Below are 21,713 nucleotides of genomic sequence, written 5' to 3' on the forward strand. Positions count from 1 at the left end.
GCCATGACCGCACCCGACGCGACATCCGACCTCGCAGCGACCGCTGCAAAGCCCGAAGCCAAGCCGGCTCCCACCTGGCGCGAGAGCATGGCCGTGTATCTACAGCCGCGCGTGCTCGTGGTGCTGTTCCTGGGCTTTTCCTCGGGCCTGCCGCTAGCGCTGTCCGGCTCGACCCTGCAGATCTGGATGCGCGAGCTCGGCGTCGATCTCGGCACCATCGGGCTGTTCGCGCTGGTCGGCACGCCCTACACGCTGAAGTTCCTGTGGGCGCCGCTGGTCGACGCCCTGCATGTGCCGCTGCTGACGCGCGCATTCGGGCGACGGCGCGGTTGGCTGGTGTTCGCGCAGCTCTTGCTGATCGCAGCGATCCTGCTGCTGGCTCTGACCGACCCGGCGCACGCACCGTTCATGGTCGCACTGGCAGCGCTGCTGGTCGCCGCCACATCATCGACCCAAGACATCGTCGTCGACGCCTTCCGCGTCGAGAGCCTGCCCGAGAGCGAGCAGGCCGCGGGCATGGCGGCCTATGTCGCGGCCTACCGCATCGGCATGCTGGTCTCGACGGCCGGCGCGCTGGTCGTGGTCAGCGCGTTCGAGAGTTCGGGACTGACCCGCCCGGTGTCATGGATGTGGGGCTACGTCGTGATGGCCGCGCTGGTGCTGATCGGCACGATCACGGCGCTTGCGGCGACGGAGCCGACCCAGTCGAAGCAGGCCGAAGCCGCGATGGGCGCAGACACCGCCCTCACCCGTGTCGCGCATGCTGCCGCCGGCGCCTTCCTCGAATTCCTCGGCCGACGCGATGCGCTGGCCGCGCTCGCCTTCGTCGTGCTGTTCAAGTTCACCGACGCCTTCTCCGGAACGATGACCGCGCCGTTCGTCATCGATCTCGGCTTCACCAAGGTCGACTACGCCGCGATTGTGAAGGGCGTCGGCCTCGCCGCCACGCTCGCCGGCGGCTTCGCCGGTGGCTTCGTGGCGCGGCGCTATTCGCTCGCCACGAGCCTCTGGATCGGCGGCATCGTGCAGGCGCTCGCGAACCTGTCGTTCTCCTGGCTCGCGATCGTCGGCGTCAATCAATGGGCGCTGGCGCTGGCGATCTCGGCGGAAAACTTCACCAGCGCGATCGGCACCGTGATCTTCGTCGCCTATCTCTCGGCCTTGTGTAAGAACCCGCTGCATACCGCGACCCAATATGCGCTGCTCACCGCGCTCGCCGCCGTCGGCCGAACCTATCTGTCGTCAGGCGCGGGCTACGTGGCCAAGGCCACTGGCTGGCCGCTGTTCTTTGTCATCTGCGTGCTGGCGGCGATCCCGAGCCTCGTGCTGCTGGCGTGGCTCCAGCGCCGCGGGCACTTCGATACGCTGGGACCCGTCAAGGTCTGAGACCCGGCGGGTCAGCGCTCCAGCGACGCCGCATCATCCTGCGGCTGCTCGCCTCCGGGCGCGCCTGCAGCCTGCCGCTCGTCGGTTTGCGGGCGAAACGGCGTTCGTCCCATCCAGGGCTGGACCTCCAGATGTTGCAGCCAATCCTTGACGGTCGGGATCCAACCCAGATCGTCCTTGACGTGCTGCTCGCCGATCGTCCTAACAGGAATGACCTTGCCGATGCTGTTGGTCAGAGTTGCGCCGAAGATGGCCTCGCACAGGAATATCCCTTCGCTGTGGTGACGCAGGGCGCGATGGCGAACGTCGGCCAGATGCGCCTTGCTTTCGTCGAACCAGTCGTGGATCGCCAGATAGTCGGCGGGCTCTCCACCGAACAGGCGGGCCGAGCGAACAGCGTGGTGATAGGGATGCGCCATGATCGCCTCTCATAGGCCGCCGCTATTTTGCGATGATGATGTTCTGCACGACCGGATCGGCGTTACGATCATCGGTGATGGTGCATGCTTCGAGGTCGACCCAGAACGCCCCGTACATGCAGTATTCGCCGGTCCCATATCCTCCACCGAACAGCAGCATGGCCCACTCCTCGACCAGCTCATCCGACATGACGGCGCGCAGCTCGGCGAGCTTTTGATGCCTGAAGCTGGCTGCGGATCGGAAACGAGATCCAACGGTCCGCAGCTGATCATGAACGCCGATGTCGAGAAGCCGCGCGGCCAGCGCATCGAGATCGAGGCGATCCCCCGCCTCGTTCTCGTAGTGATCGAGCCAGGAAAATCCCTCGTCGTGACCGCCATCGTAGCGGCAATAAGCCCGCCTGGCGCCGGCCGCGCGCAGCGGCGGAACCAGCGCCCCGAACAGCAATTGCTGGCGGCGCTGGTTGTCCAGGATCTCGCGGCTGATCTGCGCCGACGATATCCGCCGGCCGAACAGGCCACGGAAAAAGCTCCACCTTGCGGCGCGCACAGGCGGTGCGGTGATTTCCCCGTCAGGGGTCAGCAGTGAGAAAGGGACCGGCTCCTGTTGCCCGCCGAATTCGGGCGCAGGCAAATAGACGAAGTCGCTGGCCCGCGGATCCGGCGGATCGGAGTCCTCGTCGTGCCACTCGCGCTCAGATTCGTCGTAGATGAACGGCATTGCCTTCTCTCCTCTGCGGCGCGACACGCTAACCCGCGGCGGTCGAGGCAAGGAAGGACCATCGCGCAACAGCTATGACCGAGCGAGGATCGCGCGCTCAGCGCTTCACCAAGGTCCACTTGGTCACGACCGCCTCGCTGATCTGCCCGGCATCCTGCGCGCAGGCGATCTCGTCGACCTTCACCGCGATCTGCTTGCCGAGCAGCCCCTTGAGCTGCGAAGCCTGCGCGGGTGTCGCAGTGACGAGTTGAAAGGTCTCCGGGCCGGTCTCGAGATTGCACAGGCCGCTCGGCGGCGGCAGGCGGCGGGGCTCGCTGGTGATCTGATAGGCGGATGACGGCTGGCCCGGCTTGGCGCCCTTGACCTTCAACGCGGTCAGCTCGCCCGACAGCACGTCGCCGGTGTTCAGCGGCTTGCCGGCCTTCTGCGGCGCGTCGCCCTGCTGGGCGAGCACTGACGCTGCCGAGAGCGCCATCCAAATCGCGCCCAAAGCCAGCCGTTTGCCGAATCCGCGTTTCGTCATCATTCCACTTCCGTTTGTGCTTAGAACAAGGTCCGCTGCCGCATCGCGGCCGAGAGCGTGCCTTCGTCGAGATAGTCGAGCTCGCCGCCGACCGGCACGCCATGTGCAAGCCGCGTGACCTTGACGTTCGCCTCCTGTAGGAGGTCGGTGATGTAATGCGCGGTGGTCTGGCCATCCACCGTCGCGTTCAGTGCGAGAATGATCTCGGACACCTCCGGCGCATGCGCCCGCTGCACCAGCGCGTCGATGGTGAGGTCCTGCGGACCGACGCCGTCGAGCGGCGACAAGGTGCCGCCGAGCACGTGATAGCGGCCGTTGGAAGCCTTCGCGCGCTCCAGCGCCCAGAGGTCGGCGACATCGGCGACGACCACGATCATGGCGGGATCACGCCGCGGATCGGTGCACACCGTGCAGGGGCTCTGCGTGTCGATGTTGCCGCAGGTCTTGCAGACCTGGATGCGGTCGATCGCGACCTGTAGCGCCGACGCCAGCGGCACCATCAGCGCCTCGCGCTTCTTGATCAGATGCAGCGCAGCACGCCGCGCCGAGCGCGGCCCGAGACCGGGCAGGCGCGCAAGCAGCTGGATCAGGCGCTCGATTTCAGGACCGGCGACAGCCATCAGGTCACAATAGGTATGAGGGACAGCCCGTCATTGCGAGCCGAACTGGCCGCCGCGAGCGTGCGTCACCTCTCCCCGTTGGGGAGAGGTCGCGCCGCAGGCGCGGGTGAGGGGGTTCAGCAGGATGGAGGGACCTGTTGCCCTCACCCGGATTGCATCTGGCGATGCAATCCGACCTCTCCCTTCGGGAGAGGTGGATCTCATCTGCCGCACCCCACGAATGCATCATGAACTAGCCGAAGCCGAAGCCGGGCGGCAGGCCGAGCTTGCCGGTGATGGCCTGCATCTTCTCCTGCATCGCGGCTTCCGCCTTGCGGCGCGCATCGCCATGCGCGGTGACCAGCAGATCCTCCAGGATCTCGGCCTCCTCCGGCTTCAACAGCGACGGATCGATCTTGATCGACTTCACGTCCATCTTGGCGGTCATGCGCACGGCGACGAGACCGCCGCCGGAGATGCCCTCGACCTCGACATTGCCGAGTTCCGCCTGCATCTCCTGCATCTTCGATTGCAGCTGCGCCGCCTGTTTCATCATGCCGAGAAAGTCAGCCATCGGAGCACCTCGTCATCAGCTTAGAAATCATCATCATCATTGTCGGAGTCGGACTCGTCAGGCGGCTCGACAGCACTGGCGTCCGATTCGGGCGGCTCGGGGGCGAGGCGGCGCACTTCGACCACCTTGGTACCCGGGAACCGCGCCAGGACCTCCTGCACGCGCGGATCGGCTTCCGCGGCCGCCTCGCGCTCGCTCTTGGCGCGCAGGTTCTGCTCGCGCAAGGTCGCCTGGCCCTGCTCGTTGGACACGATCACGGTCCAGCGCCGACCGGTCCAATCCTCCAGCTTGCGCCCGAGGTCCGAGACAAGCGAGCGCTGCGCCGTCCGTTCCAGGGCGATCTCCAGCCGGCCCTCCTCGAAACGGACCAGCCGAACGTCCATCTCGAGCGCGCTCTTGGTGATCAAATCGCGATTCTTGCCGGCGAGCGCCACGAGCTCCTGGAAGCTCCCGATGCGCAGCGCCGGCTGATCCTGTGATGCCGGCGCCGGCGATGTCATCGCCTGCGGCCGCATGCCGCCGCCGACCGCAGCCAGCGTCGGCCCCTGCGTGCGCGGCGCCGGCTGCATCGGCGTCGAGCTCATGATCGCCGGCGCGCCCGCGCTCATGCTGTGCGCCGGTGCAGAGCGTCCGCCGCCACCGTTCGTGACGACCGGTGATCCCCCGCCATTCTGGTCGATCATGCGAATGGCTTCATCGGGCGTCGGTAGATCGGCCGCATAGGCGATGCGCACCAGCACCATCTCGGCGGCCGCCGCGGGACGCGTCGCGCCCTGCGTCTCGGCGATGCCCTTGAGCAGCATCTGCCACATCCGCGACAGCACGCGCATCGACAGCTTGGTCGCGAAATCACGCGCGCGCAGCCGCTCGGTCTCGCTGAAGGCGACATTGTCGGCGGTGGCCGGAACGACCTTCACGCGGGTGACGAAGTTCACGAACTCGGCGAGATCCGACAACACGACCACCGGATCGGCGCCGACGTCATATTGCTCGCGGAATTCCTTGAACGCAGCCGCGATGTCGCCGCTCGCGAGGTGATGAAACAAATCGATGACGCGGGTGCGATCGGCCAGCCCCAGCATCTGCCGGACGTCGTCGGCTCGCACTTCACCAGCGCTGTGCGCGATGGCCTGGTCGAGCAGCGACAGCGAATCGCGCACCGAGCCTTCGGCGGCGCGCGCGATGATGCCGAGCGCCTCGGGCTCGATCGTCACGCCCTCCTTCGTCGCGATGCCGGCAAGGTGCTTCATCAGCACGTCGGCCTCGACGCGGCGCAGATCGAAGCGCTGGCAGCGCGACAACACCGTGACCGGGACTTTTCGGATCTCTGTCGTCGCAAACACGAATTTGGCGTGCTCCGGCGGCTCCTCCAACGTCTTGAGGAAGGCGTTGAACGCCGCCGTCGACAGCATGTGGACTTCGTCGATGATGTAGACCTTGTAGCGCGCACTGGCCGGCGCATAACGCACGCTGTCATTGATCTGGCGAACGTCGTCGACACCCGTATGCGACGCCGCATCCATCTCCAGGATGTCCATGTGCCGGCTTTCCATGATCGCCTGGCAATGGGTGCCGAGCACCGGCATGTGGATGGTCGGCCCCTTCACCGAGCCGTCGGGCAGCTCGTAATTCAGCGCGCGGGCGAGGATGCGGGCCGTCGTGGTCTTGCCGACGCCGCGGACGCCGGTGAGAATCCAGGCCTGCGGAATGCGGCCGGTCTCGAACGCGTTCGAGACCGTGCGCACGACGGCCTCCTGGCCGATCAGATCCGCGAAGCTGGAGGGGCGGTATTTGCGCGCCAGGACCCGGTAGGGCTTGGCGGGAGCGTCGGCGCTGTCGGGCGGAACGGGTGGGGCGCCAGCGTCAGTCATCGAGCGATCCGCAAGTGAGCATTCCAGGCCGGCTTCGATCGCGGTCGTCGACGCCAACAGCCGCGACGCAATCAACCGGAGTGCGGTCGAGCGCCCGCCCTGCGCGGGGTCCCCGCCAACTTTGCGCGATTCGCTCGAGAAAACAGGTAGGAGACTGACGAGCGACCCGATCCGGACCTCGTTAGGGCTGCTTCCTTCCGGACCTGACCCGGTTGGCGAGTGGCTCGTCCACCGCCAATCTCCCGCTGCCTATTTGGGGCCAAACCGTCCGGAAAGCAAGCGCGAGCTTCGCCGGCCCGGCCCGCCATCCCGCGGGCTTGTGCCGCAGCTCGGAAAGGCTTTAGGTGCCGCAGCGCTTCCCGCATGAACGTCCTGCCAGGAACCCCGCCGCATGCCCGAATCAGCCTGGTCGCTGCATCCGCAATTGGCGAAGGACACCATCAATATCGGCGACCTGCCGCTGTCGCGGGTGCTGGTGATCAAAGACGCGAACTATCCCTGGCTCTTGCTGGTGCCGCGGCGGGAGGGCGCCGTCGAGATCATCGATCTCGACGAGGTCGCCCAAGCACAATTGATGACCGAGATCACGCGGGTGTCACGCGCGGTCAAGGAGATCACCAAATGCGACAAGCTCAATGTCGCCGCACTCGGCAACATGGTGCCGCAGCTGCACGTCCACATCATCGCGCGCCGCACCAGTGACGTCGCCTGGCCGCGCCCAGTGTGGGGCGTCGCCCCACCGGTGCCGCACGACCCGCAGGAGGTCGAGAGTTTCATCAGCGCTGTCAGGCGCAAGATCTGGCTAGGGTAAGAGATGTCGCCATTCGACCTGTTTCCGCTGGGCAAGCCGGCCTTCGTCGGCCATCCGATCGAGCGCGCCGCGCATCTGCGTTTCCATGACGACAAGCTGCTCGCCTTCGAAAGCCAGCCATCGACGCGCGCCTATGTCGTGCATCGCGATTCACTGGTGCTCAAGCGCGACGGCGACCAGCTCCGCGCCCTGCTCACCATCGACGAGGCGCTCAAGTTCGGCGCCAATCCCGGGACGATCTTCCTTGGCCTGCAGGACGGCGCGGCCGTGTTCGGCATGGGCATCTCGCCGGCGGCGGTCGAGAAGCTCGCCGGCCGCGAGGACGTGTCCGTGACCGAGTTGCGCGGCTTGGCCATGCAGGGCGCAATCCCGGTGGACCAGCTCGCGACCATCGCGATGGCCAAGTCGATGGTGTCCTGGCATCAGCGCCACGGTTTCTGCGCCAATTGCGGCACCAAGACCGCGATGCGCGAGGGCGGCTGGAAGCGCGAATGCCCTGCTTGCAAGACCGAGCACTTTCCGCGCACCGACCCCGTGGTGATCTCGCTGGTCGCCTCGGGCGACAAGTGCCTGCTCGGCCGACAGAAGCAGTTTCCGGCCGGAATGTATTCGTGCCTTGCGGGCTTCGTCGAGGCAGCCGAGACGATCGAGGACGCCGTGCGCCGCGAGGTGTTCGAGGAATCCGGTATCCGCTGCACGGATGTCACCTACTACATGACCCAGCCCTGGCCGTACCCGTCATCGCTGATGATCGGCTGCAGCGCGCGGGCGCTGAATGAGGACATCGTCATCGACCACAACGAGCTTGAGGACGTCCGCTGGTTCAGCCGCGACGAGGCCCGGCTGATGCTGCAGCGGCAGCATCCGGATGGACTGGCGGGACCGCATCCCTTCGCGATTGCCCATCATTTGGTCGGCCGCTGGCTGAGCGACGCGACCTAGCGGTAATTGAAAACCGTCAGGGATTTGACCGCTCGGCCTGAACGGCCCATCCTTGCCTTGGAACGATTTTCTCTATATGAGGGTTTCCTGACCTTCATATGGAACAAATTTCTCCATGTCCGACGTCTCCGCCCAGAGCCCCGAAGCCAACCGCCGGCTCGACGCCATCGACCGCAAGATCCTGATGGTCTTGCAGGAGGACGCCTCGTTGTCGGTCGCCGAGATCGGCGACCGGGTCGGACTGTCGTCGACGCCGTGCTGGAAGCGGATCCAGCGGCTTGAGGCCGACGGCGTGATCCTGCGCCGCGTCGCCCTGGTCGATCAGAACAAGATCGGGCTCGGCATCTCCGTGTTCGTGTCGGTCGAGAGCGCCGACCATTCCGACGCCTGGCTGAAGAAATTCGCCGAGGCCGTCAGCTCAATGCCGGAGGTGATGGAGTTCTATCGGATGGCCGGCGACGTCGACTACATGCTGCGCGTCGTCGTTGCGGACATGCAGAGCTACGACGTGTTCTACAAGAAGCTGATCAGCGCCGTTCCGCTCAAGAACGTCACCTCGCGCTTCGCGATGGAGAAGATCAAATCAGTGACCGCGCTGCCGGTGCCACCGGTGTAGTTCGGCGCACCTATTTGGACCGCTCCTCTCCGAGTCCCCACCAGGAGCGAGAGCAGACTTTTGTTTTTCGTCGCCGTTCTTTTGTTTCGTTTCCAATCATCGTTTACCGGAAGTTATCTCCATCCATCTATCTTCGGATGTGATGATTTCCGGTGCAACCATACCTTCGTCGTCGCGCGCCTGGCTGAATGCAATTGCCCTTTTGATCGCGAGCTTTGTCGGGGTGGCAGCGCTGTCGCTGCAGGTGCATCCCGGACGCGAGATCGTGGCCGTCGCCTTTCCACCCTGGTGGAGCGCGCAACAGACGATGCTCGCTGCAGCATCGGCTGACGCCGCTCTCGTGCGCACGACGACGTTTTCGTCGTTGCTGGTGGTCCGGCCCGGTGATCAAGACGGCTTGGCGCGACTGCGCGAGGCGGGAGCCTGGCTCGTCATCGACCCACAGGCGGTCTCCGCCTGCTTCGCAAAATGAATGATATTGGGGAGTGGAAATGACCGGCGAGACGGACGATCTGGCAATGCTCCGCGATACGACCAGCAAAGTTCTGCTGGCGGTGCTGTGGATTCACGTTCCGCTCGCTCTCATCATCGGGCTGTCGCGCGGCGACTGGATGATGCCGACCATGATGATGGCCGTCTTGGCCGCCGTCCCGACGCTCTCCTGGCGCAGCGCCGGCGATAGCCTGTCGACCCAGCTGACAGTCGCGGTTGCTCTCATGGGCGGCGTCTCCGTGCTCGTCTACCAGATGTCCGGACATGCATGGCAGATCGACATGCACATGTACTTCTTCGCGGCGCTGGCCTGTCTCGTCGCCTATTGCGACTATCGGCCGATCCTGGCCGGCACGATCGCGGTCGCGCTTCATCATCTGGTGCTGAACTTCGTGTTTCCGGCCGCGGTGTATCCCGGCGGGGCCGATTTCGGCCGCGTCGTGCTGCACGCGGTCATCCTCCTGATCGAGGCGGGCGTCCTCGTCGCACTCGCGCTCAAGCTCACTCAGCTGTTCGAAACCAGCATGCGCAAGACTGCGGAAGCCAATGCGGCGATCGCAGCCGAAGCGCGCGCCAACGCCGAGCGGATCGAGGCCGAGCAGCGGATCAAGCAGCAAAGCGATCTCGCCCGGCGCGAGCTCGCGGAAGGCTTTGAACGCAAGATCGGCGGCATCGTCGAAGCCGTGGCCGTCGCTGCGAACGAGGTGCAGAACCTGTCATCTCTGATGAGCCGGAACAGCGCTGACGCCTCGCGCCAGACGTCTGCCGCGGCTCACGCCTCGCAGCGGGCCTCGACCAATGTCGAAACGGTCGCGGCCGCGACAGAGCAGCTCACGGCGTCCATCGGCAGCATTTCCCAGCAGGTGACCCGCTCGGCGGAAATCGCTGCCAAAGCCGCCGAGGAGGCGCGCCGCACCAACAGCGTGGTCGAAAGCCTCGCCGCGGGCACGCAGAAGATCGGCGAGGTGGTCACGCTGATCCAGACGATCGCCAGCCAGACCAATCTGCTCGCGCTGAACGCCACCATCGAAGCCGCCCGCGCCGGCGAGCACGGCAAGGGCTTTGCCGTCGTGGCCAGCGAGGTGAAGGCCTTGGCCAATCAGACAGCCAAGGCAACCGAGGAGATCTCCAGCCAGGTGCAGAGCATCCAGAGCGCCACGGGCGATGCGGTCAGCGCCATCCAGCTGATCGGCGGGACCATCGCGGAGATCGACGGGATCTCCAAGGAAATCGCCACTGCGGTCGAACAGCAGGGGCTCGCGACCGGCGAGATCTCCGGCAATGTGCAGCAGGCCTCGGAAGGCACGCGGCTGGTCAGCCAGAGCATGGGCAGCGTGACGAACGCCTCCAACGAGACCGGCGGCGCTGCATCCCGGCTGCTGGAATCCGCGAACGGCCTGTCCTCGCAATCGGCTCGGCTCAAGTCAGAGGTCGATCAGTTCTTGAAATCGCTGCGAGCCGCCTAGTTCGCATCGTTGGACGTCTGCGAGCATGCCTCTTGGGAGGGCATGCTCGCGCTCGCGTCAGATCGTCTGGTTGTAGGCGCCGACTTGTGGATGCGTGCGCAGCACGATGTTCACGGCCTCGAACATGTCGTGCATGCGCCGCTCCGACACCGGGCTTTCCACCACGACGACGAGCTCCGGCTTGTTCGATGACGCCCGCACCAGGGCCCAGCTGCCGTCCTCGACCGTGACACGCACGCCGTTGACGGTGACGAGGTCGCGGATCAGCTGACCGCCCACCTTCCCGCCCTGCTGCTGCAGCGCCTGGAAGTGCTTCACCACAGAGTCGACCACGCCGTATTTGACCTCGTCGCCACAATGCGGCGACATCGTCGGCGACGACCAGGTTTTTGGCAGCGCCTCCTTCAGATCCGCCATCGACTTGCCGGGCGCGCGGTCGAGCATCTCGCAGATCGCGATTGCGGAGACGAGACCGTCGTCATAGCCGCGGCCGAACGGCTTGTTGAAGAAGAAGTGGCCGGACTTCTCGAAGCCGGCGAGCGCGCCGAGCTCGTTGGTGCGACGCTTCATGTAGGAATGACCGGTCTTCCAATATGCGGTCTTCGCGCCCTGCGCCCGTAGCACCGGGTCGGTCATGAACAGGCCCGTCGACTTCACGTCGACCACGAACTGCGCATTCTCATGGATCGCCGACATGTCGCGCGCCAGCATGACGCCGACCTTGTCGGCGAAGATCTCCTCGCCGGTGTTGTCGACGACGCCGCAACGATCGCCGTCGCCGTCGAAGCCGAGGCCGACATCGGCCTTGTGCGCGAGCACGGCGTCGCGGATGGCGTGCAGCATCTCCATGTCTTCGGGATTGGGATTGTATTTCGGGAAGGTGTGATCGAGCTCTGTATCGAGCGGAATCACCTCGCAGCCGATGGCTTCGAGCACCTGCGGCGCGAACGCGCCCGCGGTCCCGTTGCCGCAGGCGGCGACGACCTTCAGCTTGCGCTTCAGCTTGGGACGGTTGGTGAGGTCGGCGATGTAGCGCGCCGGGAAATTCTCGTGAAACTGATAGGAGCCGCCGCCGGTGGTCTTGAACTCGGCGTTGAGCACGATCTCCTTCAGCCGAGTCATCTCCTCAGGGCCGAAGGTCAGCGGCCGGTTGGCGCCCATCTTCACGCCGGTCCAGCCATTGTCATTGTGCGAGGCGGTGACCATCGCGACGCAGGGCACGTCGAGATCGAACTGCGCGAAATACGCCATCGGCGTCACGGCCAGGCCGATGTCGTGCACCTTGCAGCCCGCGGCCATCAGGCCGGAGATCAGCGCATATTTGATCGAGGCGGAGTAGCCGCGGAAATCATGGCCCGTCACGATCTCCTGCTTCACGCCCCGTTCGGCGATCAGCGCGCCCAGCCCCATGCCGAGCGCCTGCACGCCCATGAGGTTGATCTCCTTGTTGAACAGCCAGCGCGCGTCATATTCGCGGAAGCCCGTCGGCTTCACCATCGGCTCGGACTCGAAGGCGTAGGTGTTGGGGACCAGGGCGGGCTTCGGCTTGGGAAACATCAGGGGGAGCCTCGGGAAAATCACATCAAAGGACAAAGCAGTCGTGCGAGGCACGACGTCATCGGACAATGGCAGAAGGCAGATGAATGCAGGCAACAATCGGGCAGGATGGCCCTCCCTGCCCGCTCGATCACCGAGCCTGCTGGTATATGGGAGCCGCCAAGGCGTCGGCCAAGCCGATGTGGCGGAGCCTATTGCTCCAGCACCATCTGGCCGTTGGCATAGGCGAAGCGCTTCAGCTTCGACAGGAAGGACAGGCCGAGCAGGTTCTCCGACAGCGCCGCATCGGGCAGCACCAGCGCGTCGACGTCGCGCACGGTCAGCTCGCCGAGCTCGACCATCGCAAGCTTGGCCCGCGCCGCCTTCACGGTGCCGTTGGCCGTGGTCACCGTCGCGGTGTAGTCGCCACGCGCCGGGCGCAGGCCGAAGCGGGCGGCGGAGGTTTCGTTCAGCGCGACCATCGAGGCGCCGGTGTCGATCATGAAGCTGATGCGCTGGCCGTCGATGCGGCCATCGGCGCGAAAATGGCCGCGGCGGTCGGTCGGGACGCTGAGGCTGCGCTGGCCGGCGGCAGGGGTATCCACGGTCGCGCTGCGCACGGAGGTCGTGGCGGACGCGGGCGCCGGCGTCAGGCGATCGGCCAGTTGCGCCATGAAAGTGCCGAGGCCGACGAGAACGGCCGCGAAGATCATTATATTACGCATGACGCAACGCCCGACTTTACCCCGCAACCGACTTGACCATGAAAGCCGCTGACGGGCGACTGAGGCGGAGCGGCTGCCGCTGCCATTTTGGCGAAAACGATGAGCGAAGCGTTAACGTTGCCAGAGCAGACGGTATAATTTGCATCGCTCACGTCCCCCGCGGCTTGGCGCGCCGGGTCGGCATGGCGCTGGCGGGATCCTCGGGCCAGGGATGCCTGGGATAGCGGCCGCGCAGGTCGGTGCGAACAGCGGCATAGGAGCCGCGCCAGAAGCCCGGCAGATCGCGCGTCACCTGCACCGGGCGCTGCGCCGGCGACAGCAGCTCCAGGACCAGCGGCACGGCCCCCCTGGCGATCGAGGGGTGGACGTTGAGCCCGAACAGCTCCTGCAGCCGCACGGCGATGGTCGGGCCCTGCTCGGCCTGGTAGTCGATCGCCAGCATGGTGCCGGTGGGCGCCTCGAAATGGGTCGGCGCCTCCTTGTCGAGCCGGGCGCGCAGGTCCCAAGGCAGCAGCGCCATCACGGCGTCCGAGACGTCGCCCGGAGAGACCTCCTTGAGGGAGGTCTTGTCGGAGAGCAGCGGCACAAGCCAGTCGTCGCGCCGGGCGCTCAGTCCGGCATCTGAGAGGTTCGGCCAGCTGTCGCCCTCCGCCTTGCGGAGGAAGGTAACCCGGTCGCGCCACTGTTTGGCGGCCTTGGACCAGGGCAGCCGGTCGAGGCCGGCGGCACAGATGCCTTCGGCAAAGATGCGCGCGGTCTCCTCCGACGGCGTCAACGCCACCGGCGCATCGGCCATCACGATCGCATGCAGCTTGCGCCGGCGCCGCGCCCGCAGCGCCATCGCGCTCGGGTCAAAGCTGACCTCGTCCTTGGCTTCGATCTGCGCCGCGAAATGACGCTCGATGTCCTCGATCGCAAGCGGCGCCGCGAGCAGGATGCGACCGCTCGCGGCCGTGCCGGTCAACTCGCCTACTGCGATATAGGGCACCCGCGCCAACGACGAGGTTGGCTCGACGGCAGCGCCACGGCCATTGGCGAGCACGAAGCTGCCATTACCGCGGTTGCGCGCGACGCGGTCGGGGAATGCGAAGGCCAGCATCAGACCGGTGGTCAGCTCCCCTGTCCCTTGCGGCGATGAGGACGTACCGACCTGCTGCGCCCAGCGCCGCGCCATGTCACGCGCGCTCTGCGCCCGCGGCGAGCGATCGCGGCGGAGCTGATCGAGCCGGACCTCCAGGTCGACGCTGTCGCCGCCGAGGCCGCGCTCGGTCAGGATCGCCGCGATGTCGGCAGCCTGCGCGGCCGCGCCGTAATCGGCGGCATCGACGATCATCCGTGCCAGCCGTGGCGGCAGCGCCAGGGCGCGCAGCCGCCGGCCCTCGTCGGTGAGGCGGCCATCGCCGTCGAGCGCGCCGAGCTCATTGAGGAGGTCGCGCGCCTCCTTCCAGGCCGGCTGCGGCGGCGGATCGAGGAAGCTCAAGCTTGTGGGATCGCTGACGCCCCATTGCGCGAGGTCGAGCACCAGCGAGGACAGGTCGGCGCTGAGGATCTCGGGCTGCGTATAGGCGGCGAGCGACGCGGTCTGCGGCTCGTCCCAGAGCCGGTAGCAGACGCCGGGCTCGGTGCGGCCGGCGCGGCCGCGGCGCTGGTCGACGGCGGCACGCGAGGCGCGGACCGTCTCCAGCCGGGTCAGGCCGATATCCGGCTCGTAGCGCGGCACCCGCGCCAATCCAGAATCGACCACGATGCGCACGCCCTCGATGGTCAGCGACGTCTCGGCGATCGAGGTCGCCAGCACCACCTTGCGGTGCCCCTTCGGCGCCGGCGAGATGGCGCGGTCCTGGACCGCGGCATCGAGTGCGCCGAACAGCGGCACGATCTCAATGCTCGCGTCGTGAACGCGCTCTGCCAGCATGGTCTGGGTGCGCCGGATCTCGGCGGCCCCCGGCAGGAACGCCAGCACCGAGCCGGCATCCGCGCGCAGCGCGCTCGCGATGGTCTCCGCCATCTGCCGCTCGACCCGCGCATCCGGCTTGCGGCCGACATAGCGGGTCTCGACCGGATAGGCACGGCCCTCGCTCTCGACCACCGGCGCGTTGCCGAGCAGGCTGGCGACGCGGGCGCCGTCGAGCGTCGCCGACATCACGAGGATGCGGAGGTCCTCGCGCAGGCCCTGCTGCGCATCGCGCGCCAGCGCCAGGCCGAGATCGGCGTCGAGCGAGCGCTCGTGGAATTCGTCGAACAGCACTGCGGCGACCCCGGTGAGCTCGGGATCATCGAGGATCTGCCGGGTGAAGATGCCCTCGGTGACGACCTCGATGCGGGTCGCGCGCGAGATCTTCGAGCCGAAGCGCACGCGATAGCCGACGGTATCGCCGGCGCGCTCGCCGAGCGACTTCGCCATCCGCTCGGCGCTGGCGCGGGCCGCGATGCGGCGCGGCTCCAGCACGATGATCTTCTTGTCCCCGACCCAGGGCGCATCGCGCAGCGCCAGCGGCACCCGCGTGGTCTTGCCGGCGCCCGGCGGCGCCACCAGGACGGCGGTGTTGCTGCGTGCGAGCGTGCCGGACAACTCGTCCAGCACGGCATCGATGGGCAGCGGTGTGTCGAAGCGGAGGGGCAATCGATCAACCAATCATCACCCGCCGCGGCGGGTGATCCAGTCAGCGCAGACCGCCAGGCGCATGGCGATAGTCGTCCTGCATACCCCGCTTGCGCCGGATATGACAACGCCATGTCATTCGGCCTTCACCGACGGCCGGCCGACGCTCTCGTAGACGAAGCCATGGGCGGCCATCTCGTCGGGGCGGTAGACGTTGCGCAGGTCGACCACGACGGGACTGGCCATCACCTGCTTGAGGCGGTCGAGATCCATGGCGCGGTACTGCACCCATTCGGTGACCAGCACGATCGCGTCGGCGCTGGTCGCGCAGTCATAGGGATCGTCGTAATAGGCGATCTCCGGCAGCTCCTTCTTGGCCTGCTCGATGCCGACCGGATCATGCGCGCGCACCTTGGCGCCCATGTCGAGCAGCCCCGTCACCAGTGGGATCGACGGCGCCTCGCGCATGTCGTCGGTCTCCGGCTTGAAGGTGAGGCCGAGGACGGCGACCGTCTTGCCGCGCAGATTGCCGCCGACGGCATGCGCGACCTTGCGCGCCATCGCGCGCTTGCGGTTGTCGTTCACCGCCAGCACGGATTCCACGATGCGCAGCTGCGTGTCGTAGTCCTGCGCGATCTTGATCAGCGCCCGCGTGTCCTTCGGGAAGCACGAGCCGCCGAAGCCGGGACCGGCATGCAGGAACTTCGAGCCGATGCGATTGTCGAGGCCGATGCCGCGGGCGACCTCCTGGACGTCGGCGCCAACCTTCTCGGCGAGATCGGCGACCTCGTTGATGAAGGTGATCTTGGTGGCGAGAAACGCGTTCGCCGCGTATTTGATCAGCTCGGCGGTGCGCCGCGCGGTGTACATGACCGGCGCCTGGTTCAGCGACAACGGACGATAGATGTCGCCGAGCACCTTGCGGCCGCGCTCATCGTCGGTGCCGACCACGATGCGGTCGGGCCATTTGAAGTCGCGGATCGCGGCGCCCTCGCGCAGGAATTCGGGGTTGGAGGCGACGACGACATCGGCCTGCGGATTGGTCTCGCGGATGATGCGCTCGACCTCATCGCCGGTGCCGACCGGCACGGTCGACTTGGTGACGACCACCGTGAAGCCGGTGAGCGAGGCTGCGATCTCACGCGCCGCGGCATAGACGTAGGTGAGGTCGGCATGGCCGTCACCGCGCCGCGACGGCGTGCCGACAGCAATGAACACGGCGTCGGCGTCCGCCACCGGCTGCTTGAGATCGGTCGTGAAGTCGAGCCGCTTGGCCTTCACATTGGTCGCGACCAGCGCATCCAGGCCGGGCTCGAAGATCGGGATTTCTCCGCGATGCAGCGCGGCGATCTTGCGCTCGTCCTTGTCCACGCAGGTCACCTGGTGACCGAAGTCGGCGAAGCAGGCCCCGGACACCAGTCCCACATAGCCCGTGCCGATCATCGCAATTCGCATCGAAACCCATCCTTCAAGGTTAATACTTCAGCGTCTTAAACCATTTGCGGTTCAGGGGGAATTTAGAAAACGGCATGACGTTTGGATGACAAAGAGGAGTTTTAACGGCTCTGCTCCACAATGCGGCAGCTCCGCGCCAGAGAGGGACAGCATGACCGCGAATGGTACGCCGAAATCGGCCGGAACCGAGGCGCGCATCGACTGGGTCGACTACGCCAAGGGTATCTGCATCATCATGGTGGTGATGATGCATTCGGTGCTGGGCGTCGAGCTGGCCGCCGGCGAGACCGGCTTCATGCATGCCGTCGTCGCCTTCGCAAAACCGTTCCGGATGCCCGACTTCTTCCTGATTTCCGGCCTGTTCCTGCCGCTGGTGATCGACCGCGACTGGCGCACCTACATCGACCGCAAGGTGGTGCACTTCGCCTATTTCTACGTGCTGTGGGTGACGATCCAGTTCGGCTTCAAGGCGCCCGGCTTTGCCGCGGCCTCCGGCTGGCAGCATGCCGGCTACCTGTATCTCGAATCCTTCATCGAGCCGTTCGGCACGTTGTGGTTCATCTATCTCCTGCCGATCTTCTTCGTCGTCATCAAACTGACACGGAAGGCCCCGGCGCCGGTGATCTGGGGCATCGCGGCCGGCCTCGAAATGGCGCACATCGTGACCGGCTGGACTGTCATCGACGAGTTCTGCGCCCGCTTCGTCTACATCTATTCGGGCTATCTGTTCGCGAACTACATCTTCGCGCTGTCCGAGCGGGCGCGGACCCAGCCCCTGCTCGCCGTCGCCGGACTGCTGGCCTGGGCGGTGATGAACCAGGGCCTCGTCACGCTCGGCGTCAGCGAATGGCCGGTGATCTCGCTGCTGCTCGGCTATGCCGGCGCGGTCGCCATCATTATCGCCGGCACGCTGCTGGCACGCGCGCGCCTGCTCAACGCGCTCAGGTTCTGCGGCGAGCATTCGATCGTGATCTACCTCGCCTTCTTCCTGCCGATGGCCGCGACCCGCACCGTGCTGCTGAAGAAGGGGATCATCACGGGTATCGGCGCGATCTCGCTGCTGGTGACCATCGCCGGCGTGCTCGGTGCGCTCGCGATCTGGCGCCTCGCGCTGCGCGCCGGCGCCCGCTTCCTGTTCGAGCGCCCGATCGCGTTCTGGATCGCACCGCCGAAGGCGCGTGTCGCGATCCAACCCGCAGAGTAGCCTCACCCTCGGTGTCGTCCCGGGCGAAGACCCGGGACCCATAGCCACCGTCCTCCGTGTTGGGCATGCTGTGGCTCCAGCTTGGCGCCTCACGACCGCTGCGGAGTATGGGTCCCGGGTCGGCGCCCCGCCGCCGCTTCGCGCCGTCGGGGCTTGCCCGGGACGACAGCGGAATATGACGCGCCTGACGAGCGCTCCACAGCGCCCGAATTGCGTGGGGAACGCGTCCGAATCTGCCGTTCCGAGGGTGTCAATCCCGGCCAAATTCCCTACATTGCGGCCATGCCCAAAGCCCCCCAGAAAGCCGCCGTCACGCCCGCCGCTCCTGTGCCCGCCACCAAGAATTTGGCCAAGGGTGCGGCCAAAGGCGACCATGTGTTCCTGGTCGACGGCTCGTCGTATATTTTCCGCGCTTATCACGCGCTGCCGCCGCTCAACCGCAAGTCCGACGGCTTGAACGTCAATGCCGTGCTCGGCTTCTGCAACATGCTGTGGAAGCTGTTGCGCGACATGCCCGAGACCGACCGGCCGACGCATCTGGCGATCGTGTTCGACAAGTCCGAGGTCACGTTCCGCAACAAGATCTATGCGGAGTACAAGGCGCACCGGCCGCCGGCGCCGGATGATCTGATCCCGCAATTCGCGCTGATCCGCGAGGCCGTGCGCGCCTTCGACCTGCCCTGCCTGGAGCAGGGCGGCTTCGAGGCCGACGATCTGATCGCGACCTATGCTCGGCTTGCCTGCGAGCGCGGCGCCACCACCACCATCGTGTCCTCGGACAAGGACCTGATGCAGCTCGTCAACGACTGCGTCACGATGTACGACACGATGAAGGACCGCCGCATCGGCGTGGCCGAGGTCGTCGAGAAGTTCGGCGTGCCCCCGGAGAAGGTCGTCGAGGTGCAGGCGCTGGCCGGTGATTCCACCGACAACGTGCCGGGCGTGCCCGGCATCGGCGTCAAGACCGCGGCGCAACTGATCAACGACTATGGCGATCTCGAGAGCCTGCTGACGCGCGCGGGCGAGATCAAGCAGCCGAAACGGCGCGAGGCGCTGATCGAGAACGCCGAGAAGGCGCGGATCTCGCGCCAGCTGGTGCTGCTCGACGACAAGGTCGAACTGGAGGTGCCGCTCGACGACCTCGCGGTGCACGAGCCGGACCCGCGCAAGCTGATCGCCTTCCTCAAGGCGATGGAGTTTTCGACGCTGACGCGGCGCGTCGCGGAGTACTCGCAGATCGATCCGGCCGATGTTGCTGTGGACGAACAGCTGAGGAGTAAGGCGGGCACTGCTGCCTCCGTTCCCTCCCCCCTTGTGGGGGAGGGTCAGGGAGGGGGGTCCCCCACGAACGGTCCCGCCGGATCCCCCCCCTCCCCAGCCCTCCCCCACAAGGGGGGAGGGAGCCCCCGCACCGGTGATCCGCGCATCGACAAATCGGCGATGAGCAAGGGCACGCCGGCTGGTCTCGCCGAGACCCGGGCGGAGGCGGCGAAGAGCGCGCGGATCGATCGCGACAAGTATCAGACGGTGCGGACGCTGCCCGAGCTGAACGCGTGGCTCGCCCGTATCCATGATTTCGGCCGGGTCACCATCGACGTCAAAGCCAGCTCGATCGATCCGATGCAGGCAAGCCTGTGCGGCCTCTCGCTGGCGCTGGCGCCGAACGACGCCTGCTACATCCCGCTGGCGCATCGCCAGGCCGGCGACGGCGGCGGCCTGTTCGATGCCGGGCTCGCGCCTGACCAGATCAAGGCGAGCGAGGCGCTCGCGGCGCTGAAGCCGGTGCTCGAATCCGCCGGGCTCTTGAAGATCGGCTACAACATCAAGTTCATCGCGGTGCTGCTGGCGCAGCACGGCATCACGCTCGAGAACGTCGACGACATTCTGCTGATGAGCTACGCGCTCGACGCCGGGCGCGGCTCGCACAAGCTGGACTCGCTGGCCGAGCACGTGCTCGCTCATGCCGTCCTCAGCGAAGGCGAGCTGATCGGCAGCGGCAAGAACAAGCTGACCTTCGAGCAGGTCGCGATTGATCGTGCGACTGCACATGCAGCTGAGGCGGCCGATGTCATCCATCGCGTCTGGCGCGTGCTGAAGCCGCGGCTCGTCGCCGAGCGTATGACGGCCGTGTACGAAACGCTGGAGCGGCCGCTGGTGTCGGTGCTGGCGCGCATGGAGCGGCGGGGCATTTCGATCGACCGCCAGGTCTTGTCGCGTCTCTCGGGCGACTTTGCCCAGACCGCCGCGCGCGTCGAGGCCGAGTTGCAGGAGCTCGCCGGCGAGCCGATCAATGTCGGCAGCCCCAAGCAGATCGGCGACATCCTGTTCGGCAAGATGGGCCTTTCCGGCGGCACCAAGACCAAGACCGGCGCGTGGTCGACCTCGGCCTCTGTTCTCGACGACCTCGCCGAGCAGGGCAATGATTTCGCGCGCAAGATCCTGGAATGGCGCCAGGTCTCCAAGCTGAAATCGACCTACACCGACGCGCTGCCGACCTACGTCAATCCGCAGACGCATCGCGTGCATACCACCTACGCGCTGGCGGCGACCACAACCGGCCGGCTGTCGTCGAACGAGCCGAATTTGCAGAACATCCCGGTGCGCACCGAGGATGGCCGCAAGATCCGCCGCGCCTTCATCGCGACACCAGGCCACAAGCTCGTCTCGGCCGACTATTCGCAGATCGAGCTGCGGCTTTTGGCGGAGATCGCCGATATCCCGGTGCTGAAGCAGGCGTTCAAGGACGGCCTTGATATTCACGCGATGACGGCGTCGGAGATGTTCGGCGTGCCGATCAAGGACATGCCGAGCGAGGTCCGCCGCCGTGCGAAGGCGATCAATTTCGGCATCATCTACGGCATCTCCGCCTTCGGCCTCGCCAACCAGCTCGGCATCGCCCGCGAGGAGGCCTCGGCCTACATCAAGCGCTATTTCGAGCGCTTTCCGGGCATCCGCGCCTACATGGACGAGACCCGCGATTTCTGCCGCAAGAACGGCTATGTCGTCACGCTGTTCGGCCGCAAGTGCCATTACCCGGAGATCAAGGCCTCCAACGCCTCGGTCCGCGCCTTCAACGAGCGCGCCGCGATCAACGCGCGCTTGCAGGGCACGGCGGCCGACATCATCCGCCGCGCCATGACGCGGGTCGAGGACGCGCTGGCTGCGAAGAAGCTGTCGGCTCAGATGCTGCTGCAGGTGCATGACGAGCTGATCTTCGAGGTGCCGGAGGACGAGGTCGCCGCGACCTTGCCGGTGGTACAGCACGTCATGCAGGACGCCCCCTTCCCCGCGGTGCTGCTGTCGGTCCCGCTGCACGTGGACGCCCGCGCCGCCGACAATTGGGACGAGGCGCATTGAGCTGATCATACGGCGCCCCCCGCCTCATTGACTAGTGGTGTGAGCCCGGCCGCATCGCCGATCTCTCCTGTCGTCCCGGCCTCGAGCCGGGACCCATACCCCCAGGGAGCGGTTCGAGGCAGGCTGGCCATTGGCATTTTGCCCAACACGACCGCTGCGGCGTATGGGTCCCGGATCGGCGCCGTGTCGCGCTGGCGCGCGTCACGGCTTGTCCGGGACGACGGCGGAGTGAGAGGGCGCATTCACGATTCAAACAGCTGAGGACATGAGGGGCACGGTTTCGCAATCTCGCGGCACGTCGTGCCGGAGGCTTGCGATCAGTCCGCCCTCGCAAATAGTGCAAAGGGCGCAGGGAAGGCCGGGCCTCGACTGAGGCCCGTGGCCCGCCTGCGGAAAAAAATGCAGGCGGCAGGT

The 21,713-nt window shown here is 66.3% G+C and carries 18 protein-coding genes and 1 other RNA gene; 8 read left to right on the plus strand and 11 right to left on the minus strand.

What is annotated here, in order from left to right:
* Positions 1-3 precede the first annotated feature (3 nt).
* Positions 4-1,386: an AmpG family muropeptide MFS transporter gene (locus tag ACVILH_RS04855; protein WP_456711879.1), complete on the plus strand. Its 1,383-nt coding sequence runs from the start codon at positions 4-6 to the stop codon at positions 1,384-1,386.
* A gap of 11 nt (positions 1,387-1,397) precedes the next feature.
* Here ACVILH_RS04855 and ACVILH_RS04860 read toward each other — a convergent pair whose 3' ends face one another.
* From ACVILH_RS04860 to ffs, 7 genes are all read right to left on the minus strand, one after another.
* Entirely contained in the window at positions 1,398-1,805 is a 408-nt protein-coding gene (locus ACVILH_RS04860) for a DUF6915 family protein (protein WP_456711880.1), read from the minus strand.
* 22 nt (positions 1,806-1,827) lie between these two features.
* On the minus strand, positions 1,828-2,526 hold the full coding sequence (locus ACVILH_RS04865) for a hypothetical protein (RefSeq protein WP_456711881.1): 699 nt from the start codon (positions 2,524-2,526) through the stop codon (positions 1,828-1,830).
* Positions 2,527-2,623: 97 nt separating this feature from the next.
* Complete coding sequence (locus tag ACVILH_RS04870; RefSeq protein ID WP_456711882.1) at positions 2,624-3,049, minus strand: hypothetical protein; 426 nt, start codon at positions 3,047-3,049, stop codon at positions 2,624-2,626.
* 20 nt (positions 3,050-3,069) lie between these two features.
* Positions 3,070-3,669 carry a recombination mediator RecR gene (gene recR, locus ACVILH_RS04875; RefSeq protein ID WP_008964175.1) on the minus strand — a complete coding sequence of 200 codons (600 nt, stop codon included), beginning with the start codon at positions 3,667-3,669 and terminating at the stop codon, positions 3,070-3,072.
* A gap of 232 nt (positions 3,670-3,901) precedes the next feature.
* Positions 3,902-4,222, minus strand: a complete 321-nt coding sequence (locus ACVILH_RS04880) for a YbaB/EbfC family nucleoid-associated protein (RefSeq protein ID WP_006611474.1) — start codon at positions 4,220-4,222, stop codon at positions 3,902-3,904.
* Between the two features lie 20 nt (positions 4,223-4,242).
* Positions 4,243-6,093, minus strand: a complete 1,851-nt coding sequence (locus tag ACVILH_RS04885) for a DNA polymerase III subunit gamma/tau (RefSeq protein WP_456711883.1) — start codon at positions 6,091-6,093, stop codon at positions 4,243-4,245.
* Positions 6,094-6,239: 146 nt separating this feature from the next.
* Positions 6,240-6,336, minus strand: an RNA gene (gene ffs / locus ACVILH_RS04890) — signal recognition particle sRNA small type.
* Positions 6,337-6,484: 148 nt separating this feature from the next.
* On the opposite strand from ffs, the gene ACVILH_RS04895 reads away from it, so the two are divergent.
* The 5 genes from ACVILH_RS04895 (at position 6,485) to ACVILH_RS04915 (ending at position 10,420) form a co-directional block, all read left to right on the plus strand.
* Complete coding sequence (locus tag ACVILH_RS04895; protein WP_456711884.1) at positions 6,485-6,904, plus strand: HIT domain-containing protein; 420 nt, start codon at positions 6,485-6,487, stop codon at positions 6,902-6,904.
* A 3-nt stretch (positions 6,905-6,907) separates the two neighbouring features.
* On the plus strand, positions 6,908-7,846 hold the full coding sequence (gene nudC, locus ACVILH_RS04900) for an NAD(+) diphosphatase (RefSeq protein WP_456711885.1): 939 nt from the start codon (positions 6,908-6,910) through the stop codon (positions 7,844-7,846).
* A 115-nt stretch (positions 7,847-7,961) separates the two neighbouring features.
* Positions 7,962-8,462: an Lrp/AsnC family transcriptional regulator gene (locus ACVILH_RS04905; protein WP_006611470.1), complete on the plus strand. Its 501-nt coding sequence runs from the start codon at positions 7,962-7,964 to the stop codon at positions 8,460-8,462.
* Between the two features lie 142 nt (positions 8,463-8,604).
* On the plus strand, positions 8,605-8,934 hold the full coding sequence (locus ACVILH_RS04910) for a hypothetical protein (RefSeq protein WP_456711886.1): 330 nt from the start codon (positions 8,605-8,607) through the stop codon (positions 8,932-8,934).
* 19 nt (positions 8,935-8,953) lie between these two features.
* The gene (locus ACVILH_RS04915; protein WP_456711887.1) at positions 8,954-10,420 is read left to right on the plus strand and encodes a methyl-accepting chemotaxis protein; all 1,467 of its coding nucleotides are present in this window, start codon (positions 8,954-8,956) and stop codon (positions 10,418-10,420) included.
* Positions 10,421-10,477: 57 nt separating this feature from the next.
* Here ACVILH_RS04915 and ACVILH_RS04920 read toward each other — a convergent pair whose 3' ends face one another.
* The 4 genes from ACVILH_RS04920 to ACVILH_RS04935 form a co-directional block, all read right to left on the minus strand.
* Positions 10,478-11,977: a phosphomannomutase/phosphoglucomutase gene (locus ACVILH_RS04920; RefSeq protein ID WP_456711888.1), complete on the minus strand. Its 1,500-nt coding sequence runs from the start codon at positions 11,975-11,977 to the stop codon at positions 10,478-10,480.
* Positions 11,978-12,168: 191 nt separating this feature from the next.
* Positions 12,169-12,669 carry a TIGR02281 family clan AA aspartic protease gene (locus tag ACVILH_RS04925; RefSeq protein WP_456716871.1) on the minus strand — a complete coding sequence of 167 codons (501 nt, stop codon included), beginning with the start codon at positions 12,667-12,669 and terminating at the stop codon, positions 12,169-12,171.
* Between the two features lie 160 nt (positions 12,670-12,829).
* The gene (gene hrpB, locus ACVILH_RS04930) at positions 12,830-15,304 is read right to left on the minus strand and encodes an ATP-dependent helicase HrpB (protein WP_456711889.1); all 2,475 of its coding nucleotides are present in this window, start codon (positions 15,302-15,304) and stop codon (positions 12,830-12,832) included.
* Between the two features lie 114 nt (positions 15,305-15,418).
* A complete protein-coding gene (locus ACVILH_RS04935) occupies positions 15,419-16,738 on the minus strand; it encodes a UDP-glucose dehydrogenase family protein (protein ID WP_456711890.1) in 1,320 nt (439 codons plus the stop codon).
* A 151-nt stretch (positions 16,739-16,889) separates the two neighbouring features.
* Here ACVILH_RS04935 and ACVILH_RS04940 point away from each other — a divergent pair, with 151 nt between their 5' ends.
* Positions 16,890-17,942 carry an acyltransferase family protein gene (locus ACVILH_RS04940; RefSeq protein WP_456711891.1) on the plus strand — a complete coding sequence of 351 codons (1,053 nt, stop codon included), beginning with the start codon at positions 16,890-16,892 and terminating at the stop codon, positions 17,940-17,942.
* Positions 17,943-18,224: 282 nt separating this feature from the next.
* Complete coding sequence (gene polA, locus ACVILH_RS04945) at positions 18,225-21,299, plus strand: DNA polymerase I (protein WP_456711892.1); 3,075 nt, start codon at positions 18,225-18,227, stop codon at positions 21,297-21,299.
* Positions 21,300-21,713 lie beyond the last annotated feature (414 nt).

The sequence above is a fragment of the Bradyrhizobium sp. USDA 4353 genome (assembly GCF_054063215.1).

Excerpts from the sequence above, each read along its gene's own strand:
- ACVILH_RS04855 (WP_456711879.1), top strand. The coding sequence starts at position 4 with ATGACCGCACCCGACGCGACATCCGACCTCGCAGCGACCGCTGCAAAG.
- ACVILH_RS04860 (WP_456711880.1), bottom strand. The coding sequence starts at position 1,805 with ATGGCGCATCCCTATCACCACGCTGTTCGCTCGGCCCGCCTGTTCGGT.
- ACVILH_RS04865 (WP_456711881.1), bottom strand. The coding sequence starts at position 2,526 with ATGCCGTTCATCTACGACGAATCTGAGCGCGAGTGGCACGACGAGGAC.
- ACVILH_RS04870 (WP_456711882.1), bottom strand. The coding sequence starts at position 3,049 with ATGACGAAACGCGGATTCGGCAAACGGCTGGCTTTGGGCGCGATTTGG.
- recR (WP_008964175.1), bottom strand. The coding sequence starts at position 3,669 with ATGGCTGTCGCCGGTCCTGAAATCGAGCGCCTGATCCAGCTGCTTGCG.
- ACVILH_RS04880 (WP_006611474.1), bottom strand. The coding sequence starts at position 4,222 with ATGGCTGACTTTCTCGGCATGATGAAACAGGCGGCGCAGCTGCAATCG.
- ACVILH_RS04885 (WP_456711883.1), bottom strand. The coding sequence starts at position 6,093 with ATGACTGACGCTGGCGCCCCACCCGTTCCGCCCGACAGCGCCGACGCT.
- ACVILH_RS04895 (WP_456711884.1), top strand. The coding sequence starts at position 6,485 with ATGCCCGAATCAGCCTGGTCGCTGCATCCGCAATTGGCGAAGGACACC.
- nudC (WP_456711885.1), top strand. The coding sequence starts at position 6,908 with ATGTCGCCATTCGACCTGTTTCCGCTGGGCAAGCCGGCCTTCGTCGGC.
- ACVILH_RS04905 (WP_006611470.1), top strand. The coding sequence starts at position 7,962 with ATGTCCGACGTCTCCGCCCAGAGCCCCGAAGCCAACCGCCGGCTCGAC.
- ACVILH_RS04910 (WP_456711886.1), top strand. The coding sequence starts at position 8,605 with ATGATTTCCGGTGCAACCATACCTTCGTCGTCGCGCGCCTGGCTGAAT.
- ACVILH_RS04915 (WP_456711887.1), top strand. The coding sequence starts at position 8,954 with ATGACCGGCGAGACGGACGATCTGGCAATGCTCCGCGATACGACCAGC.
- ACVILH_RS04920 (WP_456711888.1), bottom strand. The coding sequence starts at position 11,977 with ATGTTTCCCAAGCCGAAGCCCGCCCTGGTCCCCAACACCTACGCCTTC.
- ACVILH_RS04925 (WP_456716871.1), bottom strand. The coding sequence starts at position 12,669 with ATGATCTTCGCGGCCGTTCTCGTCGGCCTCGGCACTTTCATGGCGCAA.
- ACVILH_RS04935 (WP_456711890.1), bottom strand. The coding sequence starts at position 16,738 with ATGCGAATTGCGATGATCGGCACGGGCTATGTGGGACTGGTGTCCGGG.
- ACVILH_RS04940 (WP_456711891.1), top strand. The coding sequence starts at position 16,890 with ATGACCGCGAATGGTACGCCGAAATCGGCCGGAACCGAGGCGCGCATC.
- polA (WP_456711892.1), top strand. The coding sequence starts at position 18,225 with ATGCCCAAAGCCCCCCAGAAAGCCGCCGTCACGCCCGCCGCTCCTGTG.